Annotated in this window: 18 protein-coding genes; 4 read left to right on the forward strand and 14 right to left on the reverse strand. The window is 55.9% G+C overall.

Annotated elements, in window-relative coordinates; translation table 11 throughout:
• Positions 1 to 62 precede the first annotated feature (62 nt).
• The 6 genes from PSTEL_RS26340 to PSTEL_RS14845 form a co-directional block, all read right to left on the reverse strand.
• On the reverse strand, positions 63 to 1154 hold the full coding sequence (locus PSTEL_RS26340) for a GNAT family N-acetyltransferase (protein WP_052098514.1): 1092 nt from the start codon (positions 1152 to 1154) through the stop codon (positions 63 to 65).
• Positions 1151 to 2617 (reverse strand): HAMP domain-containing sensor histidine kinase, encoded by a 1467-nt coding sequence (locus tag PSTEL_RS14825; protein ID WP_084065110.1) that lies wholly within the window; start codon positions 2615 to 2617, stop codon positions 1151 to 1153. The genes PSTEL_RS26340 and PSTEL_RS14825 overlap by 4 nt, the downstream gene beginning before the upstream one ends.
• Positions 2614 to 3312 (reverse strand): response regulator transcription factor, encoded by a 699-nt coding sequence (locus PSTEL_RS14830; RefSeq protein ID WP_038696429.1) that lies wholly within the window; start codon positions 3310 to 3312, stop codon positions 2614 to 2616. Before PSTEL_RS14830 ends, PSTEL_RS14825 begins: the two co-directional genes overlap by 4 nt.
• The gene (locus PSTEL_RS14835; protein ID WP_179944900.1) at positions 3305 to 4621 is read right to left on the reverse strand and encodes a hypothetical protein; all 1317 of its coding nucleotides are present in this window, start codon (positions 4619 to 4621) and stop codon (positions 3305 to 3307) included. Before PSTEL_RS14835 ends, PSTEL_RS14830 begins: the two co-directional genes overlap by 8 nt.
• Positions 4622 to 4662: 41 nt before the next feature.
• Entirely contained in the window at positions 4663 to 5391 is a 729-nt protein-coding gene (locus tag PSTEL_RS14840) for a phosphonate ABC transporter ATP-binding protein (protein ID WP_038696433.1), read from the reverse strand.
• Positions 5392 to 5486: 95 nt separating this feature from the next.
• Positions 5487 to 6791, reverse strand: a complete 1305-nt coding sequence (locus PSTEL_RS14845) for an MFS transporter (RefSeq protein ID WP_084065112.1) — start codon at positions 6789 to 6791, stop codon at positions 5487 to 5489.
• Here PSTEL_RS14845 and PSTEL_RS14850 point away from each other — a divergent pair.
• From PSTEL_RS14850 to PSTEL_RS14860, 3 genes are all read left to right on the forward strand, one after another.
• Positions 6790 to 7710 (forward strand): ArsR/SmtB family transcription factor, encoded by a 921-nt coding sequence (locus tag PSTEL_RS14850; RefSeq protein WP_038696435.1) that lies wholly within the window; start codon positions 6790 to 6792, stop codon positions 7708 to 7710. The genes PSTEL_RS14845 and PSTEL_RS14850 overlap by 2 nt on opposite strands.
• Positions 7711 to 7758: 48 nt before the next feature.
• Positions 7759 to 8517 carry an HAD family hydrolase gene (locus PSTEL_RS14855; protein ID WP_038696437.1) on the forward strand — a complete coding sequence of 253 codons (759 nt, stop codon included), beginning with the start codon at positions 7759 to 7761 and terminating at the stop codon, positions 8515 to 8517.
• A gap of 102 nt (positions 8518 to 8619) precedes the next feature.
• A complete protein-coding gene (locus PSTEL_RS14860; protein WP_038696439.1) occupies positions 8620 to 9357 on the forward strand; it encodes a DsbA family protein in 738 nt (245 codons plus the stop codon).
• Between the two features lie 99 nt (positions 9358 to 9456).
• Here PSTEL_RS14860 and PSTEL_RS14865 read toward each other — a convergent pair whose 3' ends face one another.
• On the reverse strand, positions 9457 to 11613 hold the full coding sequence (locus PSTEL_RS14865) for a glycoside hydrolase family 36 protein (RefSeq protein WP_218917549.1): 2157 nt from the start codon (positions 11611 to 11613) through the stop codon (positions 9457 to 9459).
• A gap of 277 nt (positions 11614 to 11890) precedes the next feature.
• On the opposite strand from PSTEL_RS14865, the gene PSTEL_RS14870 reads away from it, so the two are divergent.
• On the forward strand, positions 11891 to 12727 hold the full coding sequence (locus PSTEL_RS14870) for a helix-turn-helix domain-containing protein (protein WP_281176789.1): 837 nt from the start codon (positions 11891 to 11893) through the stop codon (positions 12725 to 12727).
• 88 nt (positions 12728 to 12815) lie between these two features.
• Here PSTEL_RS14870 and PSTEL_RS14875 read toward each other — a convergent pair whose 3' ends face one another.
• From PSTEL_RS14875 to PSTEL_RS14905, 7 genes are all read right to left on the reverse strand, one after another.
• A complete protein-coding gene (locus PSTEL_RS14875; protein ID WP_038696442.1) occupies positions 12816 to 15155 on the reverse strand; it encodes a type IA DNA topoisomerase in 2340 nt (779 codons plus the stop codon).
• 250 nt (positions 15156 to 15405) lie between these two features.
• Positions 15406 to 17253, reverse strand: coding sequence for a proline--tRNA ligase (locus PSTEL_RS14880; protein ID WP_038696444.1), 1848 nt, complete (start codon positions 17251 to 17253; stop codon positions 15406 to 15408).
• A gap of 584 nt (positions 17254 to 17837) precedes the next feature.
• Positions 17838 to 19325 carry a glutamate synthase subunit beta gene (locus PSTEL_RS14885; protein WP_038696446.1) on the reverse strand — a complete coding sequence of 496 codons (1488 nt, stop codon included), beginning with the start codon at positions 19323 to 19325 and terminating at the stop codon, positions 17838 to 17840.
• Positions 19326 to 19535: 210 nt separating this feature from the next.
• Positions 19536 to 20042 carry a dihydrofolate reductase gene (locus PSTEL_RS14890; RefSeq protein ID WP_038701008.1) on the reverse strand — a complete coding sequence of 169 codons (507 nt, stop codon included), beginning with the start codon at positions 20040 to 20042 and terminating at the stop codon, positions 19536 to 19538.
• 52 nt (positions 20043 to 20094) lie between these two features.
• A complete protein-coding gene (gene thyA / locus PSTEL_RS14895) occupies positions 20095 to 20889 on the reverse strand; it encodes a thymidylate synthase (protein WP_038696448.1) in 795 nt (264 codons plus the stop codon).
• A gap of 256 nt (positions 20890 to 21145) precedes the next feature.
• Complete coding sequence (gene lpdA, locus PSTEL_RS14900; protein WP_038696450.1) at positions 21146 to 22561, reverse strand: dihydrolipoyl dehydrogenase; 1416 nt, start codon at positions 22559 to 22561, stop codon at positions 21146 to 21148.
• Positions 22562 to 22564: 3 nt separating this feature from the next.
• Positions 22565 to 23884, reverse strand: coding sequence for a dihydrolipoamide acetyltransferase family protein (locus PSTEL_RS14905; RefSeq protein ID WP_038696452.1), 1320 nt, complete (start codon positions 23882 to 23884; stop codon positions 22565 to 22567).
• Positions 23885 to 23916 lie beyond the last annotated feature (32 nt).

Genomic DNA, 23916 nt, shown 5'->3' on the forward strand with positions numbered 1-23916 from the left:
AAGGGTGGTTTCCCGGTCCTTTCCGGAATACCACCCTTTATTACGCTGCCGTATCATTATATCTACTTGAGAACCGAGCTTCTGATGTTCTTCCATTCGCGGTCCAGCATCGCCATGTCGATCAGGTTGACATAGCGGTCGCCGAAGCGGGCGGCTTCCACCTGCTCGCCTTCCCTGCGGAATCCAAGCGACTCGTATAACGAGAGTGCCGGGGCGTTGAAATCGAAGACGCCCAGAGACAGCCGATGCAGCTTCAAGCCTTCAAAGCCGATCCGCATCGCCTCGGCCATCATGCTCCGGCCATAGCCTTGTCCCCGGCAGCCGGGTGCCAGCACGACCCGGCCGATTCGGCCATGCCCGTTATCGCGGTCGATGTTCGCGAGACTGATATGGCCAACGGTGTCGCCGCTGGCGCTGTGGATGACGCTGTATGCCAGCAGCTTGGACACAGCGGGCCGGTTCGCTTCGCGGATATACTCCGCCAGCTCTTCATGCCGCAGCGGAAATTGCAGCGAAGGGCCGGCCCATTGCTTCAGCGACTCGGGTGATGAGCTCCAGCCTGCAATAACGCTAAAATCCGACTCATCGAAATACTGCAGACGAATCGCCTTATCGTCTCCATCATCCTCGATCTTCTCATACAGATTAACCAGCCGTCCGCCACCGGCGTCATTCGTTCCCATGTAGCGGAAACCTTGTGTCTGATAATAGCGGTTCAGCTTCACGTTGTACTCGATGGTATCCAACCGCAGGCCCCGGTGTCCGCAGGATTTCGCATTCACGGCTGCATATTTCAGCAGCTCCCCGCCGATGCCCGAACCCCGGAAGGGAAGAGCAACCGCCAGCCGGTGCAAATAGGCATAGCGGTCGTCGCTCTGGCTTCCCCAGTACTGGGGATCGCCGAATTGCAGCGTAAATACGGCTGCCGGGATATCGTCCTTGAAGGCCATGTAGACTTCACGCTCGGTGAAATACCGCCGCACTTCCCCATCGGTGAACTGCTCCGGATTCCATTGGGTCAGCCCTGTCGTCTGCATCCAGCCTGCAGCGTCACGAAGCAGCTTCACTGCCGCTTCCGTCTGGTTCTCCTGAACGCGTCTCACTGTAAGTGACCCGATCGATGTCATTACCTCTCCCGTATTTGGCAAACTCACTGTTCCTTCTCCTCCTGCTCCCCGTGTTCATCGGCTGCCGGAAGGGCAATATGCCGCCCTTCATCCGTCGGCACTACAGGCTCTGCCTGCGGCAGATAGACTGTGACCTGCGTTCCCTTGCCCAGCTCGCTGTCAATTTCGATGGTGCCGCCATGCAGCTCCACAATCTGCTGGGAAATCGCAAGTCCCAGACCAGTGCCGCCGTTAAGCGAGTCGACTTGGAAGAACCGGTCCTTCACGCGATGCAGATGCTCCTGGCTGATTCCGATTCCGCTGTCCTGTACGATGATTTCCGCGTCTTCCGCATTCACCTTTCGGGCAGAGAGCAGAATATTGGAATCTTCATAGGAGAATTTGACCGCATTATCAGCCAAGTTCAGAAAGACCTGCTTCAGCCGGTTGGCATCTCCTCTTACATAAAGCCCTTCTTCCGCTTCCAGCACGAGGCGGATGCTCTTCTTCTCCGCTTTGGCCCACAAATTCAGCACAATCTCCTGAAGCAGCTCTCGGACAGCCACGGTTCCGATCGACAGCTTCATCTCGTTCTGCTGCAATTTGGAGAAGTCCAGGATCTCCTCCACCAGGCCGATTAACCGGTCGCTTTCCTTCGAAATGATGCTCATGCCTAGCTTGGTCTCCTCGGGATCATACCCTCCGGAGATCAGCGTCTCGCTCCAGCCCTTGATGCTGGTCAGCGGGGTTCTCAGCTCATGGGAGATCGAGGAGATGAAATCATCCTTGATCTGATTGCTTCTGACAATTTCCTGGGCCATGTAATTGAGGGTGTTCGCAAGCTCCCCGATCTCGTACCGATAGTCGCCCTTGATTCGCATGTTGAACTTGCCCTTTGCCATCTGGGCGGAGACGGCGGTAATATTGTTCAGCGGCTTGATGATGGAATTGGCGAGTCCGAAGCTGAACGCGGTAACGACTGCCAGAACCGCCACTACGATCCCCGCCGACAGCAAGGTTACATTGAACAGGTCGCTGTCGACACGCTCCACGGATGTGACATAGCGCAGGACATATGTATCCCGTCCATGAATTTGCAGCACCTTGGAGACCGCCATTACGCTCTCGTTCGTACCCGGCTGGCGGCCGACCCATCTGCCGACCCCGCCGCCCACCGCCTCCGGCACATCGCTTGTTGTGATCGTCCGGTCCGGCTGAAAGCCCGTTGAGCTTGTGATCATGTTGCCGTCCAGCGTAAGCACCTGAAGCTCCGTATTGCTCAGCTCAAATGTGCTCAGCAGCTCCTGCAGCGATACCGGGGAATCCTCTCCGTTCGAAAGCCTGTAGAAATATTCCGCCTGGCTGATTTGTGTCGTGATCCGAGTGTAGATACTGTCGTAATAGTAAGTCCTTATGACGATCAGAAAGATGACTTCAACCAGGAGAAGCGCCAGAAAGACCACCAGGATATAGTGTAAAACAATTTGTCTGCGCATCCCCTTCTTGATCATTGTCCCTGGCCTTTCCACTTATAGCCGTGGCCCCACACCGTCTGCAAATACTCAGGCTCGGAAGGATTTCTCTCGATCTTCTGGCGGAGACGGCGGATATTCACGTCAACGATCTTCGGATCGCCCATGTACTCCTTGCCCCACACATGGTCAAGCAGCAGGTCGCGGCTGAGCGGCGTGTTCTCCTTCTCCAAAAAGAATTGTACGAGCGAGAATTCGGTCGGAGTCAGTTCGATCAGTTCCCCTTCCCGTTTGAACTGTTTGGCAATCAGATCCAGCGTGAACGGTCCGGAGTGGAATGACACCTTGGCCGATTGTTCCCTGTGGACGTTCACTCTCCGCAGAAGCGATTGGATGCGGGCGATAAGCTCCGTCGGACTGAAGGGCTTGCTGACATGGTCGTCTGCTCCTACCGACAGGGCGTACACTTTATCCTGCTCCTGCACTTTGGCCGTTAGAAAAATAATGCCGATCCGCTCGTTGCTCTCCCGGACGCGCCGGCATACTTCAAATCCGTCGATGCCCGGTACCATGACGTCAAGCAGTGCGATATCGATATCGGGATTCGCATTCAGCTTGGACAGCGCTTCGTTGCCGTCCGCCGCTTCCAGCACCTCGAATCCGTTTCTCTTCAAATTAATCACAATAAAACTGCGGATTGAATCCTCATCTTCCAGTATCAGTACCTTACTCATTGATTCCCTTCCTCTCTCCAGGGGCCGTGGCGGTCCCCTTCTTGATTCCGTTCGCATTCTGCTCCAGCTTGCCCCGGTAGGCGATAATGCGGTCCGCGTCACGACCCCAGAGCTGCCAGCCGTTGCCCTTCATCAAATCCCACTCCTCCGCCGAGAAGAAGGATATTTCGGCTACCGTCTCGCCCGTATCCGACAGAATGAACCGGAGATACTGGTTCTGCACCGATTTGGGGTCAACAGTAACTTTGCCATGCCAGGAAGGCGGAAAGTCCAGCGTATACCGGTCCGATGGATCGCGGTACTGTTGCAGGGCGAAGATCAGCCCCTCCTTGCCGTTCCATTTATAGTAGGAGTAGAACCAGGGGATCGCGTCGGCATCGACGTCCTCCCAGCCTGACGGCCTTTCCATCAATCCGATTTCAATGATGCCGTCACCATCAATATCCGTGCTCGGGATGCGGCTGTCCTTGAAGGTGTGGTCGTCACCAGAGAGCACGACGCGGAACCGGTTATTCTCCATCACCACCATGTAGCTGTAAGCCGAATGGGAGTTCACGGCTGCATCAAGCACGATGCCCTCCTTGTTCTGGGCTACCTTGCCGACGACGATATTGTAGTAATTGTTAATATAGGGGTCCAGGTTCTCCAGACGATCCAGTTCCTTAAATGCTCCCGAGCTGTACTGATAGGTCGTCAGCGTCGAGGATTCGTTCCGCTTCAGGGAGACGACCGTAATATCATCCTTGCCGTCTCCATTGAGATCGTCGATTACGTACTTGGTGTAGGAAAGCGTCAGCTTCTCCTCCAACGTATTCCCTGAATAGCTGTATACGACGAGCCCCTTCTGAAGTCCTTCGTCTCCGCGCGAATATCCGACGACGATCTCCGGTATTCCGTCACCGGTCACATCGCGGATCTCCACGGATTCCAGAACGGTGCCCGCGCCGTCGAAGGTCAGCTTCTTCACCCAGGAGTCACCCTGCTTCGCAAGGATCATCCCGTGGATCTGGACCGCCTCGCCCGGCGTTTCATAGAAGACCAGCGATTCTTCAACGCCGTCCCCGTTCAGATCCTCCGTCCGGATGGAACTGTCGTCGTCATTGGTTGGACGGACAAGCTTGAGCGAGTTGATGGCGGCCATCAGGGTCGCCTTGTCCTCGGAGAGTCTGGGGGTCTTCATCCGCGACACAGGATCGCTGATGAAGGTGCAGCCCGACAGCAACGTCAGGGCCATCATCGCCGCAGACAGCCTCCGGACGGCCGATCTTCCCGCCGGAAATGCTCTTGCTGCTAGACTGCGAATATTCAATGAAATCACTCTTTCATAGCTGAGTATGAGAAGCCGGCGCTTCAGATCAATCCCGCACGCTCCGCGCCCGTCAACCGCCGGCCGGTCACGTCGTGCTTGATTACGCCTTTGTCGAGCACCCACATCCGGGTCGAGTATTTCTCTGCAAGCTCCAAAGGCAGTACAGCAACCACTGTAAGTCCGGTCTCCTTGCAGAGCGTCATTAACGTCTCCAGCACACTCTGCGCCGACTTCGGATCAAGACCCGTTACAGGCTCGTCGGCCAGGATAACCTTGGCGCCATGAACGAGAGCTCTGGCGATGGCCACACGCTGGCGCTCCCCGCCGCTCAGCTGTCCGGTCTTCATCTTCGCCTTATCCAGCAGCCCGAGCCGTTCCAGTTCGTCCATGGCGCCCATATAATCATCGGTACGCACGACGCCGGTCAGTCTTCTCCACCACGGCGTCTGTGCCGCCTGGCCGATCAGCACGTTCTTCAGCGCCGTCCGTTCTTTATTCAGTTCCGAATTCTGTTCCAAAAACGCCCATTCGCGGCTGATCTTCCGCTTCGCTCCGAAGCCTCCGCCCAGAATATCCGCTCCGTCGATCCGGAAGTTCCCTTTATCCCATTTGTCGCGCAGCGCAAGGCAGCGCAGCAGCGTCGTCTTGCCGCTGCCGCTGGCGCCCAGCAGCCCGATCATTTCGCCAGATTCCATCCGAAAGCCAACGTCGCGCAGCACCGGAACCTGTTCCGGTCCGGCCGCCTTGGCCAAGTGCTCAACGATAATCATAGACTGAAGTCTCCCCTGTTTCGTATCGATTTCTACATCTAGTGTACTTGAAAAGCAAGATCAATTGCCATGCGAGCAGTTGTTCCTATTTTACCTCAATTCTTCCTTTTTGGCGAGAATAACAGACCCGATGCGGCGAACACGACATATAGAAGTCCGAGCAGAATGAATACCTCCCCGCCATAACCGTATTGCAGCAGAACGCCCCCGGCGGCAGGGCCGATGATGCTTCCTATGCAGAAATGAAAGGACGAGGCCACATTCGCGGCAGGAATAAGGTCCCGGGGCAGTATATCTGCGGCGTAGGCAAGCCCCAGCGAAAAGAAGGAGCCGACCAGACCGCCGGCAATCAGCAGCAGGACCATGGCAGGCCAGAAGCCCGCACCCGACGACAGCAGCGCGAAAGCGAGCCCCCCGCCCGTACCGGCCATCATCAGCACCGGTTTGCGACCGATCCGGTCGCTGAGCATGCCGAGCGGCAGCTGCAGCACCAGTCCGCCGATCCCGGCGAACGGCAGCAGCGCCGCAATCTGGTCCTCGTTGAAGCCCGCCCGCAGGCCGTATACAGGGAAGCTGCTGTTCAGGCTGGCTTCCATATATCCGTAGAGCAGCGCGGGCAGCAGCGCATACCAGGCCAGCTTGTAGACCTTGCTGAACCGGCCGGCGCCGCTGTCCTGATACGCGGTCTTCTCCGGCCGCGAATCGGGAAGCTTCCAGGCCGCCAGCAGCAGCACGAGCGCGAAGAGAAACGACAAGGCCAGGAAGGGTGCCGATTCGCCGAACTTCAGCAGTCCAATGCCAAGCGGACCCAGGCTGAAGCCGAGGCCGTAAGACATGCCGTAGAAGGAAAGGTTCCTTCCACGGTGCTCTGCCGGAGTCATCAGCAGCACCCAGAGCTGGGCCGCGTAATTGATCGCCGAATCCCCGGCCCCGACCAGCAGCCGGAGAACAAACCAGGTCTTGACGCCGGGAAGCACCGGGAATAGAAGAAAGCAGACCAGCACCAGAACAAGTCCGCCCTGCATCAGCTTCTTGAAGCCGAATGCCGCCAGAAGCCGCTCGGCGATCATCGTCATGGCGAAGGAGCCTATGTATAGAGCGGCCGCATTGAGGCCATTCAAAGAAGAGGATACGCCTCGCTGCTCCAGAATAATGGATATGACGGGAAGCAGCAGCCCTTGGCTGAGCCCCGCTGCGATAATGACGGTGATCAGGATTGCGTAATGAATGGTTCCACCGCGCCTAAGATGAGCTGCGCTTGTGTCTGACACGGATGATATCCCCCTTGGATTTCGGTATAATTGAAGGCAAACCTTCAATATTATAGTGGACAACCCTATTCCAAACAAGAGATAATAGCCTGAGCCAAAGAGATTTTCTGGGAGGACTGCATGCCGCATGGATTATGATTTGAAAATCGATGTGTCTTCCGTATACGAGCTGCTCGACAGCTTCATGCTATATGTAACGAGAAAATGGATTACGAATCTCGATATCGGCCCGGACTGGGTGCGCGACATAGACGAACGCATTCCCCCGCTCAAAATTGCGGCGCTCCGAACCGCTGCGGACTGGCCCTTCAACGATTACGATGTGCTGTATGCCTGGGCCTACACCCACGGACCCGCCGCAAAGGTCGAACTGTTCCTCAGGGACATGGAATCCGCAACGGCGGAAGAATGGTTCGAGATGGCCGCACCGTATTTGCCGAACTTCACGCTGGATGAATGCCGGCGGATCAAGGACGGGTACGGCCCCCTGCTGCGTCTATGGCATGATCAGTATTTCCGCCATGTCGAATCCAAGATGCTCGCGCTGTTAATCCAGGACGCCTCCGAGAAAAAGCTGCTTCAGAGCAAGATGGATTCCGCTGCGCTCATCGAATATGCTTCAGGGGGCATCGTAATTCAGGACATTCCGGAACTTGAGACGGTTGTCCTTCTGCCGACCGTGCATCACCGGCCGATTAATACGTACTGCTTTTACAATAAGCTGATTCTTGTTCAATACCCGGTTGACGTCCCCGTGGAGAATGAAGATGAACCGCCTACGCTGCTGCTCCGTATGACCAAGGCGCTGTCGGACCCCGTCCGGCTTCGCCTGCTCCGCTACGTGGCGGACGAGCCCAAGTCATTGTGGGAGATTCAATCGGAATTCTCCAGCCAGTCGGCGGACATATTGATGCATCATCTCCTCATGCTGAGAGTTGCCGGACTGCTGCGCATCCACCTGCGCGATGAACAGAATGAGCGCTTCAGCATCAGGGTGGACGGCGCTTCGGAACTTCAGATGTTCCTGGAGTCGTATATTCGATTATAATACTTTTACAGACATTAGAGGGCCTGACCCGACTAAGGAGTGAGCGACATGAAATATTGGACACAACAAGTGATTTTCGATCTGGACGATACTTTGGTCCACTGCAACAAATATTTTGACCTCATTCTGGGACAATATTTCGAGCTGATGGGCGAATGGTTCAAGTCGGAAGGCGCAACCACCGAAGAAATGCGGCGCAAGCAGGTTGAGATTGATGTCGAGACAGTCAGCACCAAAGGTCTGGCGAGCGACAACTTTCCGAAATCCCTGATCGCCACCTACCGCTATTTCTGCACAAAATACGGCCGTCCGGCCGATCGTTTTCACGAAGAACAGCTGATGAAGCTCGGTCTCAGTGTATACGACCAGGAGATCGAGGCTTATCCGGGTATGGTCGAGACGCTCGACTCCATGAAGCAGGACGGACATGAGCTTCACCTGTACACCGGAGGCGACCATGCCATTCAGCGACGTAAAATCGAGCAGATGAAGCTGGATCTGTATTTTGGGGACCGGATCTATATCCGTCAGCATAAAAATGTCGAAGCGCTCGAAGCTATTCTGCAGGGCGGCAACTTCACCCGCGAGCGCACCTGGATGATCGGAAATTCCCTGCGGACCGATGTACAGCCTGCCGTGACAGCCGGCATCAAGAGCATCTACCTGAAGCAGAAGAATGAATGGCTGTACAATATGATCGAGCTTCAGCGCGACATGCAGCAGGCCGTCATTACGATCGGCTCCATTCATGAAGCGGTACATGTCATTCGCGGAGCTTCCCTTCACCGCAACTCCGGTCACGGCTAACAGCGGCTGCTTCTCATACCTGTTACAAATGGCATATCGGGATGACGTCCAAGCCTTTATACTCCTCTTTGTGAAAAATCAAGAGAACACAGGAGGAGCGGTATGAGCAGCAATCCCGCCAAGAACGGAAAGTCACGCAATCCGAACACCCTTGCCATGATTCTTGGAATTCTGGTCGTCATTCTGGCCGGGGCGCTTCTGTACACATGGACTCACGGAAAGGACACGGAAGCGGCCGAGCTGGATAAACTGCCCAACTATACCGACGTAAAGGGCATGATCAAGGTCGATGGCATCAAATACGATAAACAGCCTCATCTCGGAACCTCGAAAGCCCCGGTCAAGGTCGTTGAGTTCGCCGATTTCAAGTGCCCCGCCTGCAAAGATTGGACGAAAACGTATATGCAGAGATTCCTCCGAGAATATGTGGATACCGGCAAGGTCGATTATTATTTCATGAATTTCGCCTTCATTGACCGGGATTCCTATCTGGCCGCCAGTGCGGGGGAAGCGATCTATCATCAAAGCAACGAGAAGTTTTGGGAATACGCCGTTAAGCTGTACGAGAATCAGGGCGACGAGAACCAGATCTGGGCCACCCAAAGCTTCATTCTGAAATTCGTCAAACAGAACATCGACGGCATCGATTACGCCCGGTTCCAGCAGGATCTGAAGAACGAGACCTATATGCTCGATGTCAAGGAAGACTTCAAAACCGCTGGCTCGCTCGGCGTGAACGGCACCCCGAAATTTATGGTGAACGGCATCCTTCTTCAAGACTCCGAGTACAAGACGCTGACCGCCGCCATCGACAAGGAGCTGAAGCAAGCAGAAAAATAATGCCGGACTCTTCACTCAGAGCACAGCGAATACGGAATGATCCAAAAAGACACCTTGTTAAGGTGTCTTTTTGACGTGCAGCAATCACTTTCAGTTCTCTTATTCGAGCAAAATAGCGGCGGCTTCCATTTCGGAAGTCGGATAAATCAGGAGCATCCGGTCAACGACTTCTGCCCGAATATCCGTTCCCGCGTACAGATCGGCAATCCGGTCCGGGCATCCCTCAGGGAGCGGAATCTCGATGACCGCCGGAACTTCCCCATGAAAAATATGAACCGTGACATAGGCCGTCCGGTGAAGCCCTTCGTACAGCTCCTTGCCCTGGGCGATCAGATCATCCTCTCGCTGTACCCGGATTACAGCCTGATACCCGGTCAGATGTCTGTCGCTTAGCCCTTTGTCGGAGAAAATATAGCTGTATCCGGATTTAACAGCCGGAACAATCTTCCGGTAGAACGACATTCCCCGTTCAATAACAGCCCACTGCTCCTGTGCAAGCTCCGTAACATCTCCAGAGAGGCACATTCTGCCGAGGAAGGTGCTGGTCAAGGTGTAACCAATCCGTCTGAGATCATCATCCTTCCGGATTACGGCCCATACCTGACTCTGCCTCGGGAGAATCACCCGGTGAAGACCCGCCGCAATGACGGGGATCTCTTCGGTCTCATGCGCGTCCGAGAAGGAAGCCATGCTGCACAGGCTCATCAGAAGCGGCTCCAGCTTGTGTCCGCCGGATGCGCAGTTCTCCAGAACAAGACCGGGCAGCTCTTCTCTAACCTTGCGGACGAATTGCATGGAGGCCTCCATATTTTGTCTCAGCCCTTCTCCAAGCGACTCGGCTCCGTCGCATCCAAGACCAATGGTATCGTTGTAATCCATTTTCATATACTCGATGCCGTAAGTCTTCAGTTGGCCGATCACCTTCTCGTCCAGATAAGCTTCAACTTCAGGCTTTCTCATATCGAAGTACCGGCGGTTCTCGGTCGTGATTGGAATGCCGTCCCGGTGAAGCAGCAGCTCATCCCGGTGATAGACGGCGGCATCCCGGCCCACATTGTCGATTTCAAACCACAGTCCAGGCTTCATGCCCGCATCCCGGATCGCCTGAATCGTCTGCTGCATCCCTTCCGGGAACAGCCGGTCCGAAGGAATGTAGTCCCCCATGCCGTCTCCCCAGCTCTTGCCCTCTTCCACGAACCAGCCGCAATCGATTACAAAATAGTCGATCCCCTTGCCCTTGATGGCTTCAACAATGCCGGTAATGTTGTCATGAGACGGCAATCCCCAGGTCGTACAGTATTCGTTAAACAAAATCGGCAGCTTATCTTCGCTCTCAGGCGCATTCTGGAGGTACTTCTCTCCGAACTGTGTCAGGCGCTGGCAGGCATAGTCAGGTCCGCCCGTACACACTGTCAAAATGGCCTCAGGCGTCGTGAACGATTGTCCCGGCTCCACAATTTTCAGCCAATGCCCGAATTCGCGGTCGGCCAAGCCTCCCGAAAGGGCAATGCCTTCGTCTCTCCGGTAAATTTCCAGCTGCCAGGAGCTTTCAATGGCGAGCTGTACACCCCAGGTGACATTTGACTCGGTATCCTCAAGCGCAGCAAACGGGAAATATCCCTTGACCGGCATGGAGCCTACTTGCCCGAAGCGTATGGAATTCGGCTGCCACTGCACCCAGTTCGGTTCCAGCTGCAAATCCTCGATCGTCTCGGTGATCAGCCTCGCTTCCTGGCTCCATTTGCTTCGCAGCCGGTGAAAGCGCAGCGTGCCGACCGCGTCTCCTTGCTGAAAAGGAGTCATTTCGCTCATCGAGAAACTCGACAGCATTTCAAGCGTCATTCGTTCGGAGGAGCGGTTCACAGCGGTTGTCCGTGAGGATACACCGGCATCTCCCTCGCACCAGATCAGCTCATGAATGAATTCATGGTTCCTTCCGTCTTCCAGTACGGTCCGGATCGTGAACTTTCCTCCGCTGCTCTCGGTCTCCTGCAATTTGAACCGGCATTGCTGGACGGTTCCACTGTTGCGCATCGTCATTCCTCCGGCGTATGAGCCCGGATAAATATCGCCAAGCAGCTTCACTTGAACGAGACTGTCTCCTCTTGAGAATTTCAGCTCCTGCACATCATCTTCCCTGTTGGCCGGTATCAGTTGAAGCTCCACCTGCCCGTTCTCTTCTCCCTTGAAATACCTGGCTAGCATATCGCCCAGTCTGAATTGGCTTAGTAGCTGCTTGCGCATTCCCTTGTCCATGTTGAAGCCCCTCTCCTGCTACGGTGTCGGCGAGCCCGCCCCTAACGGGCCCGTTGCCTCCTTATCATAACCCGCCCAGCATGTTAAGAATTACTCGGGGACGACACAATCTTATCTCTTAGCGACTATCCATTAGAGCTGCGTACATGATACGATATAGCTATTAAAGGGACTATTCAGATTGAGTAGAAAGGAATCGCTTATGTATTTTTATCTCTCAACCGACAGGTTTCCGAAGGCATCCTTTATGCAGCGGAATATTTTTCCGGATGACTGGATGCACTTTCCCCGTAAGCCGTCTGAATACATGCTGTTTCTGGTTAATGATGGCGTTCTCTATATTCAGGAAAATGAAGTCCCGTATGAATTGCATCATGGTGACATGCTGCTGCTGGAGCCCGGACATTTCCATACTGGCTACAAGAACGCCTTTGTCGATTTTTACTTTATTCATATGCCCCCGGACACCTTCATCCCAAGCATGATCGAAACCCAAGAAGATCTGGCTGCGCATTTTCAGCAAAAAAAGCACCAATACTACAAGGGCAATCCATTTGATTACGGTCTGTACGATTCCTGCAAATGCCTCATACCCAAGACCATGAAGCTCCCCGAAACGTCTTTTCAGGCAATTCGCGGGCAGATGGAGGAGTCGATGCAGGCGCTGGCTGCCGGTGATGAAGAGTATAAGCTCATTTGTTCCCGGAATATGCTCGACATCCTGATCCGAATATCCAAAAGCTGCGCTCTCTCGGCCCTTTCCGAAGCCCCGGCCTCATCTGAATTGTCCCGGAAGGATAAACGGGTGGAAGAGATATTGAGCCTGCTGCATGAACGCTACGCCTATAAATGGACCGGTGACGAAATCGAACGCCGTCTGCATTCGAACTTTGATTATTTGAACCGGACCTTCAAAGAGCAGACAGGCCTCACCATCTTCGAGTACTTAACGATCTTCCGGATCAATAAAGCCAAGGAATTTCTGACAAACGGCAGTCTGAAAATCCATGAAATCGCTGCGCTTACCGGCTTCTCCAACGAATACCATTTCAACCGGGTCTTCGCCCGGTTGACCGGAGTTCCACCGGGCAAGTACCGCAAGGCTAACCAATAGCAAAGGCCGCTTCCCTTCATACCGGGAAGCGGCCTTTGCTTCAAGCTCTTATTGTTGCCATGTTATTTTACTTCATGAACCTGCTGCCTTATAGCGACTCCACTCCGAGTTCGCCGGTCTGCGGGCTTCTTAGCGTCAGCTTGCCCTCCACCGGCGTGCCGTCCGGCAGGACGAGCTTCAGCTTCGCCGTACGGCCCTTCTCCAGCAGAGACTTGATCTGCGTGTCTGTCAGCTGCCGGCCGAAGCTCTCTTTCCAGATGACGAAGCCGCAGCCTTCTTTGTAATGGGAGCAGCCGTAGCCTTTGCGGCCCATGAAGATCATGCCGCCGCAGCCTGGTCGCGGGCAGGGGCCGATGAACTTCGGCCCCGCTCCAGACGCAGGCTGCGCGGCCCTCGCCGGCGCTTCGCCCGCCGGCACGGCCCTGCCAGGTCCGCCGCCCGCAGGGGCGGACCGGCTGCTGCGGGCGCCGGCTCCGCTGCCGGCGCCGTCCGCGCCGCGCCCTGCAGCGGCGCTATTCCCGGCGCGCTGCGTGCGGGCGCGCGCCTTGCCGCCCGGCGCGGCCGGAGCCGCCGCGCCTTCGAAGGCAAGCTTGTCCGCGCGGGTCTGCGCGCGGACCTTGTCCACGATCATCGCGGCGAATTTCTTCACGTTCTCCATGAACTGGAGATCCGAGGCCGAGCCGCGAGAGATTTCATTCAACCGGCGCTCCCACTGGCCGGTCATCTCCGGCGAGGTCAGCAGCTCGACGCCGGCTCCCCGGATGAGCTCAATGGCGGTCCGGCCCTTTTGCGTGATGAGGATTTTTTTACCCTGCATATCGATATAGCCGACCTTCTTCAGCCGCTCGATAGTGGCCGCCCGGGTCGCCGGCGTTCCAAGCCCCGAGTCCTTCATCGCGTCCCGCAGCTCTTCGTCCTCGATCTGCTTGCCCGCGCTCTCCATCGCCTTCAGCAGCGTGCCTTCCGTGAAGGCTTTTGGTGGCTGTGTCTCCTTCTCCTTGACAGCCGCGTCCTCGCACCGGACTTCGCCGTCCCGTTCAACGGAAAAAGGCTCCTGAACCTCCGTCTCCTCTTCCTCATCTTCGTTCTTGTCTTTAGCCTTGCCTCTAGCGGGCTTGTCGTTCTTCTGGTCGGCATAAATGACTTTCCAGCCGAGACTGAGCAGCTCCTTCACCGTCGTCTTGAACGTTTCACCTTCCACTTCGGTCAGAACCGTATGCATCTTGTATTCGGCAGCCGGATAGAACTGGGCCAGAAACCGCCGGACGATGAGATCATAGAGCTTCTGCTCGTCCGGTCCAAGGTTGTTCGCCCTTTTGCCTGTCGGAAGGATGGCATGGTGGTCCTCGACCTTGGAGGGATTGCAGACGAACCGGTTGCCTTTATGCACCCGGCTGCGGTCCGCGCCGCGGGCCAGCTCTTCATATGCCGTTCCGCCAAGCGAGGACAGCGCTTTATGCATCTCCGGTATATTTTGCTCAGTGACAAAATTGGAATTCGTTCTTGGATAAGAAATCACTTTATGCTTCTCATAGAGCGCCTGGGCCACATCCAGCGTCTTCTTGGCGGAGAAGCCGAACTTGCCGTTCGCCTCCCGCTGAAGCAGCGTCAGGTCGTACAGGCGGAACGGGTATTCCTTCGTTTCTTTCGTCTCGTAGGAGGAGACGCGGCCGAGCTTGCCTTTGACCTTGGCTGCTATAGTGTCGGCCTTCTCTTTATCCGTTAGCCGGTCTCCCTGCCACATCCCCTTGTAGGCCGTCTCGCCCTGCTTGAACATGCCCTCCACCTGATAATACTTCAGCGAGGAAAAGGCCTCGATAATCTTCTGCCGCTCATAAATGAGCGCGAGCACCGGCGTCTGCACCCGCCCGACCGACAGCAGCACATTATGCCTTGTCGTGAAAGCGCGGGAGCCGTTCATCCCGATCAGCCAGTCCGCCTCGCTGCGGGCTCTCGCCGCCTTGGTCAGATTCTCATACTCCGAGCCGTCCTTCAGCTCCTGAAAGCCCCGCCGGATCGTCTCCGGCGTCAGGTCCGAGATCCACAGCCGCTTGACCGGCTGCTTGAGCTTCAAATGCCGCTGAATCAGGGAAAAAATATGCTGACCCTCGCGCCCGGCATCGCAGCAGTTGATCAGGGCATCGCAGCGCTTCGCAAGCTCCCCGATCTGCTTCAGCTGATCGATCGTCTTGCGGTTCGGCACCAGCTTGAAAGTCTCGGGAATAATCGGCAGATCGCCGATATTCCACTTCTTGTATTTCGGATCGTAGGCATCGGGCTCAGCCAGTTCGATCAGATGCCCGATGGCCCAGGTGATAATATACTGCTCCCCTTCCAGATAGGAACGGCGATTTTGGGCTTTCGGGTCGATTGCGGCGGCGATGTTGCGCCCCATATCCGGTTTTTCCGCAATGATCAGTGTCTTCAAAACAATCGCTCCCGTTCATCTCTTTAGTACAATCTACAGTCATGATCCCGTTCATGGGCAACAGTTAATTATACTACAAATCCGTACCGAATGGGGCAACGAGGTTATACGATTATACGGTATTCAGTTATACGGTTTTCGCTTATCCGGTTATTCGGTTATCCGCTATTCGATTATCCGCTATTCGTCGATTCGGTTATTCGCTATTCACTTATCCAGTGATCCGGTTACCCGGTATCCAGTTATTGGGCTATTCGGTTATCCGGCGAATTGCTTCCCGGTAATCAATGGTCTCCTTGCCTCCAGCCCCGCGGTGTTCAAACTCCACTCTGCCCTCGCCAGCTTCCCTGCCGATCACGATGACATGCGGCGCTCCGATCAGTTCCGAATCCTTAAATTTGACACCCGGCCGCTCCTGTCTGTCATCCAATAGCACCTCGACGCCCGAGCGTTTCAGCGTTTCATACAGCTCATCCGCAAGCTTCGTCTGAGCCTCGTCCCGCATGGACACCACGATCAGATGGACGTCAAAAGGGGCAAGCTCCGCAGGCCAGGCGATCCCTTCCTCTCCCGCATGCTGCTCCGCAATAGCCGCAACCAGCCGGGATACGCCGATGCCATAACAGCCCATGATCATCGGCCTGCTTCTGCTGGTATCGTCGAGAAAAGAGGCCGCCAGCGGCTCGCTGTAGCGGGTTCCCAGCTTGAACACATGGCCGATTTCGATGCCCTTGTGCACCCCGATTAACCCGCTGCGGCAGCGCGGACAGATGTCGCCTTCAGCCGCATTCCGGAAATCGCCCGTATGCCGGAGCGAGAAATGTACGTCCGGCACAACGCCGCGCAGATGATAATCCGGCCGGCCTGCACCGGCAATGCCTGAAGTCATATCGGCCACTGCATAATCAACGAGCAACGTCACAGGCAGCTTGAGCGACGTTGGTCCGACATAGCCAGGTAAGACACCAGCTGCCGCCAGCACGGCGGATTCTTCGGCAAGTGACACTTCCGGCACGCCAAGGTACTTGGCGACCTTCAGCTCATTGACCTCATGATCGCCGCGTACCAGCACGGCCACGGTCTGCCCGCCTGCCGTGTAGATCAATGTTTTGATAATGTCTGCGGCCTGGAGCCCGAAAGCCGATACCAGCTGATCGATCGTCTTCACACCTGGGGTGTGGAAGAGCTCCGGTTCATGAGCCTGATCAGCGTTCTGCCCAAAGGCTGAACCGGCGGCTTCCCCGCCGCCCGGCATTTGGTCTGATGCCATATTGATCTGTATGTTCCCAAATTCCCCAAGTGCCGCTCTGTCCAGTGACGGCGTTGTGGCAGCTCCCCGAGAAGGCGATTCAGCTGCTTCCGGCAATCCCTTCATCCCCGCCGTTTCCGCCTGTTCCACATTGGCCGCGTAGCCGCAGGACCCGCATACGGCTATGCCATCTTCGCCTATGGACGAGAGTGCGGTGAACTCATGGCTTCCGCCTTCGCCTCCGATTGAGCCGGCATCCGCCTCCACCGCGCGGAAGTCCAGCCCGCAGCGGGCAAAGATCCGGTGATAGGCCTCATACATCACGCGGTACGACTGATCCAGGCCTTCCTCCGTGGTGTCGAAGGAATAGGCGTCCTTCATGATGAACTCGCGTCCCCGGAGCAGACCGGAGCGCGGACGCAGCTCATCGCGGAATTTCGTCCCGATCTGATAGACCCGAACCGGCAGCTTCTTGTAGGAGCTCACCTCATTCTTCAACAGCCAGGTCACCGCTTCCTCGTGGGTCGGTCCCAGCACGAAGGAACGGCCATGCCGATCCTCCGCCTTCATCAGATTCGGACCGTAGGTGGCGAAGCGTCCGCTCTCCATCCACAGCTCGGCAGGCTGCAGCGAGGGCAGCAGCACTTCCTGCACATCAGCCCGCTCCATCTCCTCTCTGATGATTCCCTCGACCTTTCGCAGAACCCTGCGTCCAAGCGGCAAATAGCTGTACACGCCGGCGGCAAGCTGCCGAACATAGCCGCCGCGCAGCAGCAGGCTGTGGCCCTGCGTATCGGCTTCGGACGGACGCTCCCGCAGTGTGTTTTGAAGCAAATGGCTCTGGCGCATCGTATGACCTCCTTCAAAATAAAAAAAGACACATTCGTCAGGGACGAATGTGTCGTTATACCACCCTAAGACGCCTTCGAACGGAAGGCGGCAATATGAAGCTCCGGACCTGCCACAAATCTGGCCGGCTCCTTTCGCAGTTTTCCGTCCAGGCGGGACGGATGGTGCGGCTTCAATCCGGAAATAACGGTCCGAACCGGCGGGGATTCACGCTTTGATGCTCCGATTGCTCCGGCAGGGCTGCCTGTGGCATCCCGTTAATTCGGCCTGGAACTGGAACTTCTGTGAACTGGCCATCGGGACGTTCCGCCGAAGGACATAATTCACAGCTAAGCGCTTCTTCGCCGCAGCTACCGGGGCGGGGGGCATTCGCGTGCTTCGGGGAGCCTCTCAGCCGGTGAGCTCCCTTTCTGTACCTGCGGCGGGCGCGGCATGCCTTCCTCGGTCAATGCAGATGAAATATCAACTGAAAGCTTATACATTCTTATACTTGAAAAAGGCGGGTTCGTCAAGTGCGAACCCGCCTGATTGGCATTTATCGGCAAATTGCTGTGCCGATTAAGTCGGTTTAATCGATTAGTCGATTAAGCAAGCACGGTGGAGCCCATCAAATACTTGTCCACCTCGCGCGCAGCTGCGCGGCCTTCATTGATTGCCCAGACCACAAGGCTCTGTCCGCGGCGCATGTCGCCAGCGGCAAACACTTTGTCCACGTTGGTGCTGAACTTGCCATATGCGGCTTTGACGTTCGTGCGGCGGTCCGTCTCCAGCTTCAGCTCCTGAATAAGGTCCTGCTCCGGTCCGTCGAAGCCGATAGCGATGAGGGCCAGCTGGGCCGGATATACCTTCTCCGTGCCCGGAATCGGCTGATAGATTTTGCGGCCCGTCTCGTCAACTGTCCGGTGAATCTGCACGGTGTGCAGCTCCTTCAGGTTGCCGTTCTCGTCGCCGACGAATTTCGTCGTCATGATCGAGAATTCGCGAGGGTCCTTGCCGAACACGGCTTTGGCTTCTTCCTGAGCGTAATCCAGTGTGTATACGTTCGGGAACTGCGGCCAAGGGTTCGCAATCGGATCACGGACCAGCGGCGCTTTCTCATGCGTGCCGAACTGGGTCACGCTCTTGCAGCCGTGGCGAAGAGCTGTCGCCACACAGTCGGAGCCTGTATCGCCTCCGCCGAGGACGATGACGTCCTTGCCTTCAGCTGACAGGTAATCGCCGTCCTCAAGTCCCGATTCAAGGTAGCTCTTGATCGTTCCGTTCAGGTAATCCATCGCATAGACGACGCCGTTCAGATCGCCGCCTTCAGCGGTGAAACGGCGGGCTTTGGTTGCGCCCCCGCAGAGCACGACAGCATCGTACTCGTCAACGAGCTGCTGCGACGGAATATCCTTGCCGATCTCCGTGTTCACGACGAAGTTCACGCCTTCGGCTTCCAACAGATCCACACGGCGCTGCACGATGCGCTTGTCAAGCTTCATCGTCGGAATGCCATAGGTCAGCAGGCCGCCGACACGGTCGCTGCGCTCATAGACGGTAACCGTATGACCGGCTTTGTTCAGCTGAGCGGCTGCGGCGAGTCCGGACGGACCGGAGCCGACGATCGCAACCTTCTTGCCCGTGCGCTTCTCCGGTGGCTCGGGAACGACCCAGCCCTCTTCAAAGCCCTTGTCGATAATCGCCAGCTCGATCGTCTTGATCGTCACCGGCTGGCCGATCAGGCCGACGGTACAGGAACCTTCGCAAGGAGCCGGACAGATGCTGCCGGTAAATTCCGGGAAGTTGTTCGTCTTGTGCAGACGCTCCAGCGCTTCTCTCCAGAGTCCGCGGTAGACGAGATTGTTCCACTCCGGAATCAGATTATGAACCGGGCAGCCAAGCGTAGCTCCCGCCATGTCGATTCCCGTATGGCAGTACGGCGTGCCGCAGTCCATGCAGCGGGCGCCCTGTGTCCGCAGCTCTTCTTCAGACAGGTGGTGGTGAAACTCTTCCCAGTCCTTCACACGCTGCTCCGGGTCGCGGTCGCCCGGGAGCTGTCTTTTGTACTCCATAAATCCTGTAGGTGTCGACATTGTTCTTCCCCCATCCGTTCTCTTCTGTGATGTTGCCGTGCATACCGGCACCCGCCCAGGCGGGACGCATATGACATGAATTTTTCGCGCGCAGGTTTCAACATTCCGCGAAATGTTTAATTGCTTTAATTTTAATTATATTAGCATTCAGCACTTTGTCACGTTAATGGACTAATTTGCCGATTGTTTGTACTTTTTTCACACGAGGTGTCAGGTCGCTGAGTTACGGTCCAGACGCTCATATACAACAAACCGGTAATCATATGGATTCTTCTCATCCTTGATTCCGTTTTCGCTTGAAACCTCGGTCCACTGGCTCCAGTCAATCTCCGGAAAGAAGGTATCTCCGTCAAATGACTCTTCGATCAGAGTAACGATCAGCCGGTCGGCAACAGGCAGCGTGATCTTGTAAATCTCCGCTCCCCCGATCACCATCAGTTCTGTCTCGTCACCCGCCGCCTGCAGGGCCTCTTCAAGACTGTGAACGACCTTCGCCCCTTCGGCGCTGAAGCTGTCGTCTCGCGTCAGGACAATGCTTGTTCTGCCAGGCAGCGGCTTCCCTCCAAGAGAATCCCAGGTTTTGCGGCCCATCAGCATCGCCCGGCCCATCGTCCGCTCTTTGAAAAAGGCAAAATCACGAGGCAAATGCCAGGGCATGGTGCCTCCTTTGCCGATGACGCCATCATGCCCCATAGCCCAAATCAGACTGATCTCCACCGCGGTCTTCCGCTCCTTTCGGCCATTTCTGTTCAAGCGAGCCTCCCCGGTCCTAAACCGAAACAGGCGCCTTAATGCCCGGATGGTACCGGTAATCCACAAATTCGAAGTCATCGAACGTGTAATCGAAAATGCTGTCCGGCTTGCGGCGGATTACCAGCTTCGGCAGCTCGTAAGGCTCACGGGCCAGCTGGGTCGCCACCTGCTCCAGATGATTGGTGTAGATGTGCACATCGCCGCCGGACCAAATAAATTCACCCGGTGTAAGTCCCGTCTGCTGGGCGACCATATGGGTCAGCAGCGCATAGCTGGCAATATTGAACGGAAGACCGAGGAACGTGTCCACCGATCGCATGGTCAGCATGCAGCTCAGCTTGCCGTCCGCCACATAGAATTGAAAGACGAAATGGCAGGGAGGCAGCTTCATCTGATCAATCTCCCCGACATTCCAGGCGCTGACGATATGTCGGCGGGAATCGGGGCTTCTGCGGATCGCTTCAATGACCTGTGTAATCTGGTCGATATGCCGTCCGTCAGCGCTCTCCCAGGCTCTCCACTGCGAGCCGTACACCGGCCCGAGATTTCCGTTCTCGTCTGCCCATTCGTCCCAGATGGTGACGCCATTCTCCTTCAAGTAGGAGATGTTCGTCTCCCCCTTTAGAAACCACAGCAGTTCATGGATTACCGACTTCAAATGAATCCGCTTGGTCGTGAGCAGCGGAAACCCTTCCGAGAGATCAAAATGCAGCTGGCGGCCGAATACGGATATCGTACCCGTTCCCGTACGGTCGCTCTTGCGCGTGCCGTGATCCAGAATATCCTGCAACAAATCGAGATATTTACGCAAGCCTTCAACGCTCCTCCATACTTAATCTTTCTTCAGTGTACCATGACTCACGCTACATGTAACATACCAAACTCTAGAAAAGGGAGGAAAACGTGATGAGAATCATAGAAAGCGCATCTCCGTCAGCATCAGACGTTCAGAGTGAGTTGAATAACCGGAATTTTATCTTTGGCATTTTTTATAAAAAGGAGCGAAAACGCGTCGCGTCTTCGCTCCTTCTGTGTATACCCGGTGTATTGCGGGACTCTTGACGTATTTAGCGGGACAGTACGTGGATCGGATGTCCTTCGACCAGTTCAGCTGCTTCCATGACCACTTCGCCGAGAGTCGGATGCGCATGGATGGTCAGGGAGATATCTTCAAGCGTTGCGCCCATCTCAATAGCCAGACCCAGCTCGGCGATCAGGTTCGAAGCTTCGATGCCGACGATTTGCGCGCCCAGCACCAGATTGTTCTCTTCGTTCGCCACAATCTTGATGAAGCCGTCCGCATTGTTCAAGGACAGTGCGCGTCCGTTGCCCGCGAACGGGAACTTGCCGGCCTTCACCTTGTAGCCCTTATCCTTCGCTTCCTTCTCCGTCAGGCCGACGCTGGAGCATTCTGGATCGGTGAACACAACGGCCGGGATGACCTTGTAGTCCACAACGGATTTATGTCCTGCGATCGCTTCAGCGGCGATTTTGCCTTCGTAAGAAGCTTTGTGAGCCAGCGCCAGACCCGGTACAACGTCGCCGATGGCGAAGATGTTCGGGATGTTGGTGCGTCCCTGATGATCGACCTTGATCAGACCGCGTTCATCCAGCTCGACGCCGATGAGGTCCAGACCCAGCTCGCCGTCGGTGTTCGGACGGCGTCCGACTGTTACGAGCAGATATTCAGCCGTAACTTCCTTGGACTCGCCGTTAACGGAGTATTTAACCGTTACATCTTTGTCGGTCTGCTCGGCGCTTTCGGCCTTGGCGTTCGTTACGATTTCAATGCCGGTCTTCGCCATATTCTTGGCAACCAGACGGGTCATATCCTTGTCGAAGCCAGGAAGCACAGTATCCAAGCCCTCGATGATCGTTACCTTAGTGCCGAATTTCGAGTACATTTGACCGAGCTCGGCGCCGATATATCCGCCGCCGATAACGATCAGGCTCTTCGGAATTTCAGGCAGCTCCAACGCTTCCGTGGAGGACAGGATGCGTCCACCGAACGGGAAGGGCTTGAGCTCAATCGGACGGGAGCCCGTCGCGATAATGCAGTTCTTGAAGCGGTAGCGCGGGGATTCGTGGTCGTTGAACACACGGGCCTCCGTCGTGCTGATGAACATGCATTCACCGTTGAAGATTTCAACCTTGTTGCCTTTCAGCAGGCCAGCTACACCGCCGGTGAGCTTCTTCACGACGCCGGCTTTGAATTCCTGCGTCTTGGCGAAGTCGACCTTCACGTTCTCGGCGCTGATGCCGAATGCTTCGCCGTGCTTGGCAGACTCATATTGATGAGCCGCCGAGATCAGCGCCTTCGAAGGAATACAGCCCCGATTCAGACACACGCCGCCGACTTCGGATTTATCGACGATGAGAACCTTTTGACCCAGCTGGGCGGCGCGGATGGCCGCTACATATCCGCCAGGACCGGCACCAATTACCAATGTATCAATATCGAGTGAAGCGTCTCCCACTACCATATGTTACACCTCCATAACCAGCAGCTCGGGATTAGCGAGCAGCGATTTAATGTAGTTCATAAAGTTCTGTGCGGTTGCGCCGTCGATGAGACGGTGGTCGAAGCTCAGGGACAGAGCCATAACCGGTGCAGCGACGATTTCGCCGTTCTTCACGACTGGCTTCTCGCTGATGCGGCCTGTTCCGAGGATGGCCACTTCCGGATAGTTGATGATCGGAGTGAAGAACATGCCTCCGGCGGAGCCGATGTTCGTGATGGAGATCGTGCTGCCCTTCATTTCGTTCGGGCTCAGCTTGCCTTCGCGACCGCGGGCGGCCAGGTCGCTGATGGCCGAAGCGATCATCCAGATGCTCTTGCGGTCGGCATCCTTGATTACCGGAACGATCAGACCATTATCCGTGTCTGTAGCGATACCGATGTTGTAGTATTTCTTGTACACGATTTCGTTCGCTTCTTCGTCGATGGTTGCATTCAGCGCCGGGAACTGGCGGGAAGCCGCTACGAGAGCCTTGACGATGAACGGAAGATAAGTCACCTTCACGCCCTTCTTCTCAGCAACAGGCTTCATGCGGGTACGGAAAGCTACGAGCTCGGTTACGTCCACTTCGTCCATAATCGTAACATGAGGAGCGGTGTATGCCGATTTGACCATCGCATTGGCGATCGCCTTGCGGATGCCCTTGAACGGCACGCGCTCTTCTTCCAGGCTGACATTGCCCGAAGCCGCGGCTGCAGGTGCAGCAGTTTTGTCGGCTGGAGCACCTTCTGCGGCAGCCGATGCGGACGCCGGAGCTGCGCTCTGGCCGCCGTTCAGGAAGGCTTCAACGTCTTCACGGGTAATCTTGCCGCTCTTGCCGGTTCCGTTCACCTTCGAGATGTCCACGCTGTTGTCGCGGGCGAACTTGCGAACGCCAGGCGTAGCCAGCACATCGCGGTCCGGAGCCGGTACCGCTTCGCCGGCTTTGGCGTCAGACGGGCTGGTTGCCGCAGGGGAAGAAGCGGTATCCGCGCTGCCTTTGGCGGAGTCGGCTTCCTGGGCGCCCTGTTCTTCCTCATGGCCGCCTTCTTGTTCCGGAATATCGCCTTCCGCGTCGATGACAGCCACTGTCTGGCCTACGCGGAATACGTCTCCATCCTTCGCCAATACTTCAAGAACGGTACCGTTAACGGGACATGGAACTTCCACAACCGCCTTGTCGTTTTGCACTTCCATGATGATATCTTCGTCGGTTACTTTGTCCCCGGCCTTAATATGCATTTTGATAATTTCGCCTTCATGCAGGCCTTCGCCCAGTTCGGGGAACGGGTAATTAAATTTAGTCACGCTCGATTACCTCCCTATAAAGTTTGAGTCCG

The organism is Paenibacillus stellifer, from assembly GCF_000758685.1.
Classification (GTDB): domain Bacteria; phylum Bacillota; class Bacilli; order Paenibacillales; family Paenibacillaceae; genus Paenibacillus_AQ; species Paenibacillus_AQ stellifer.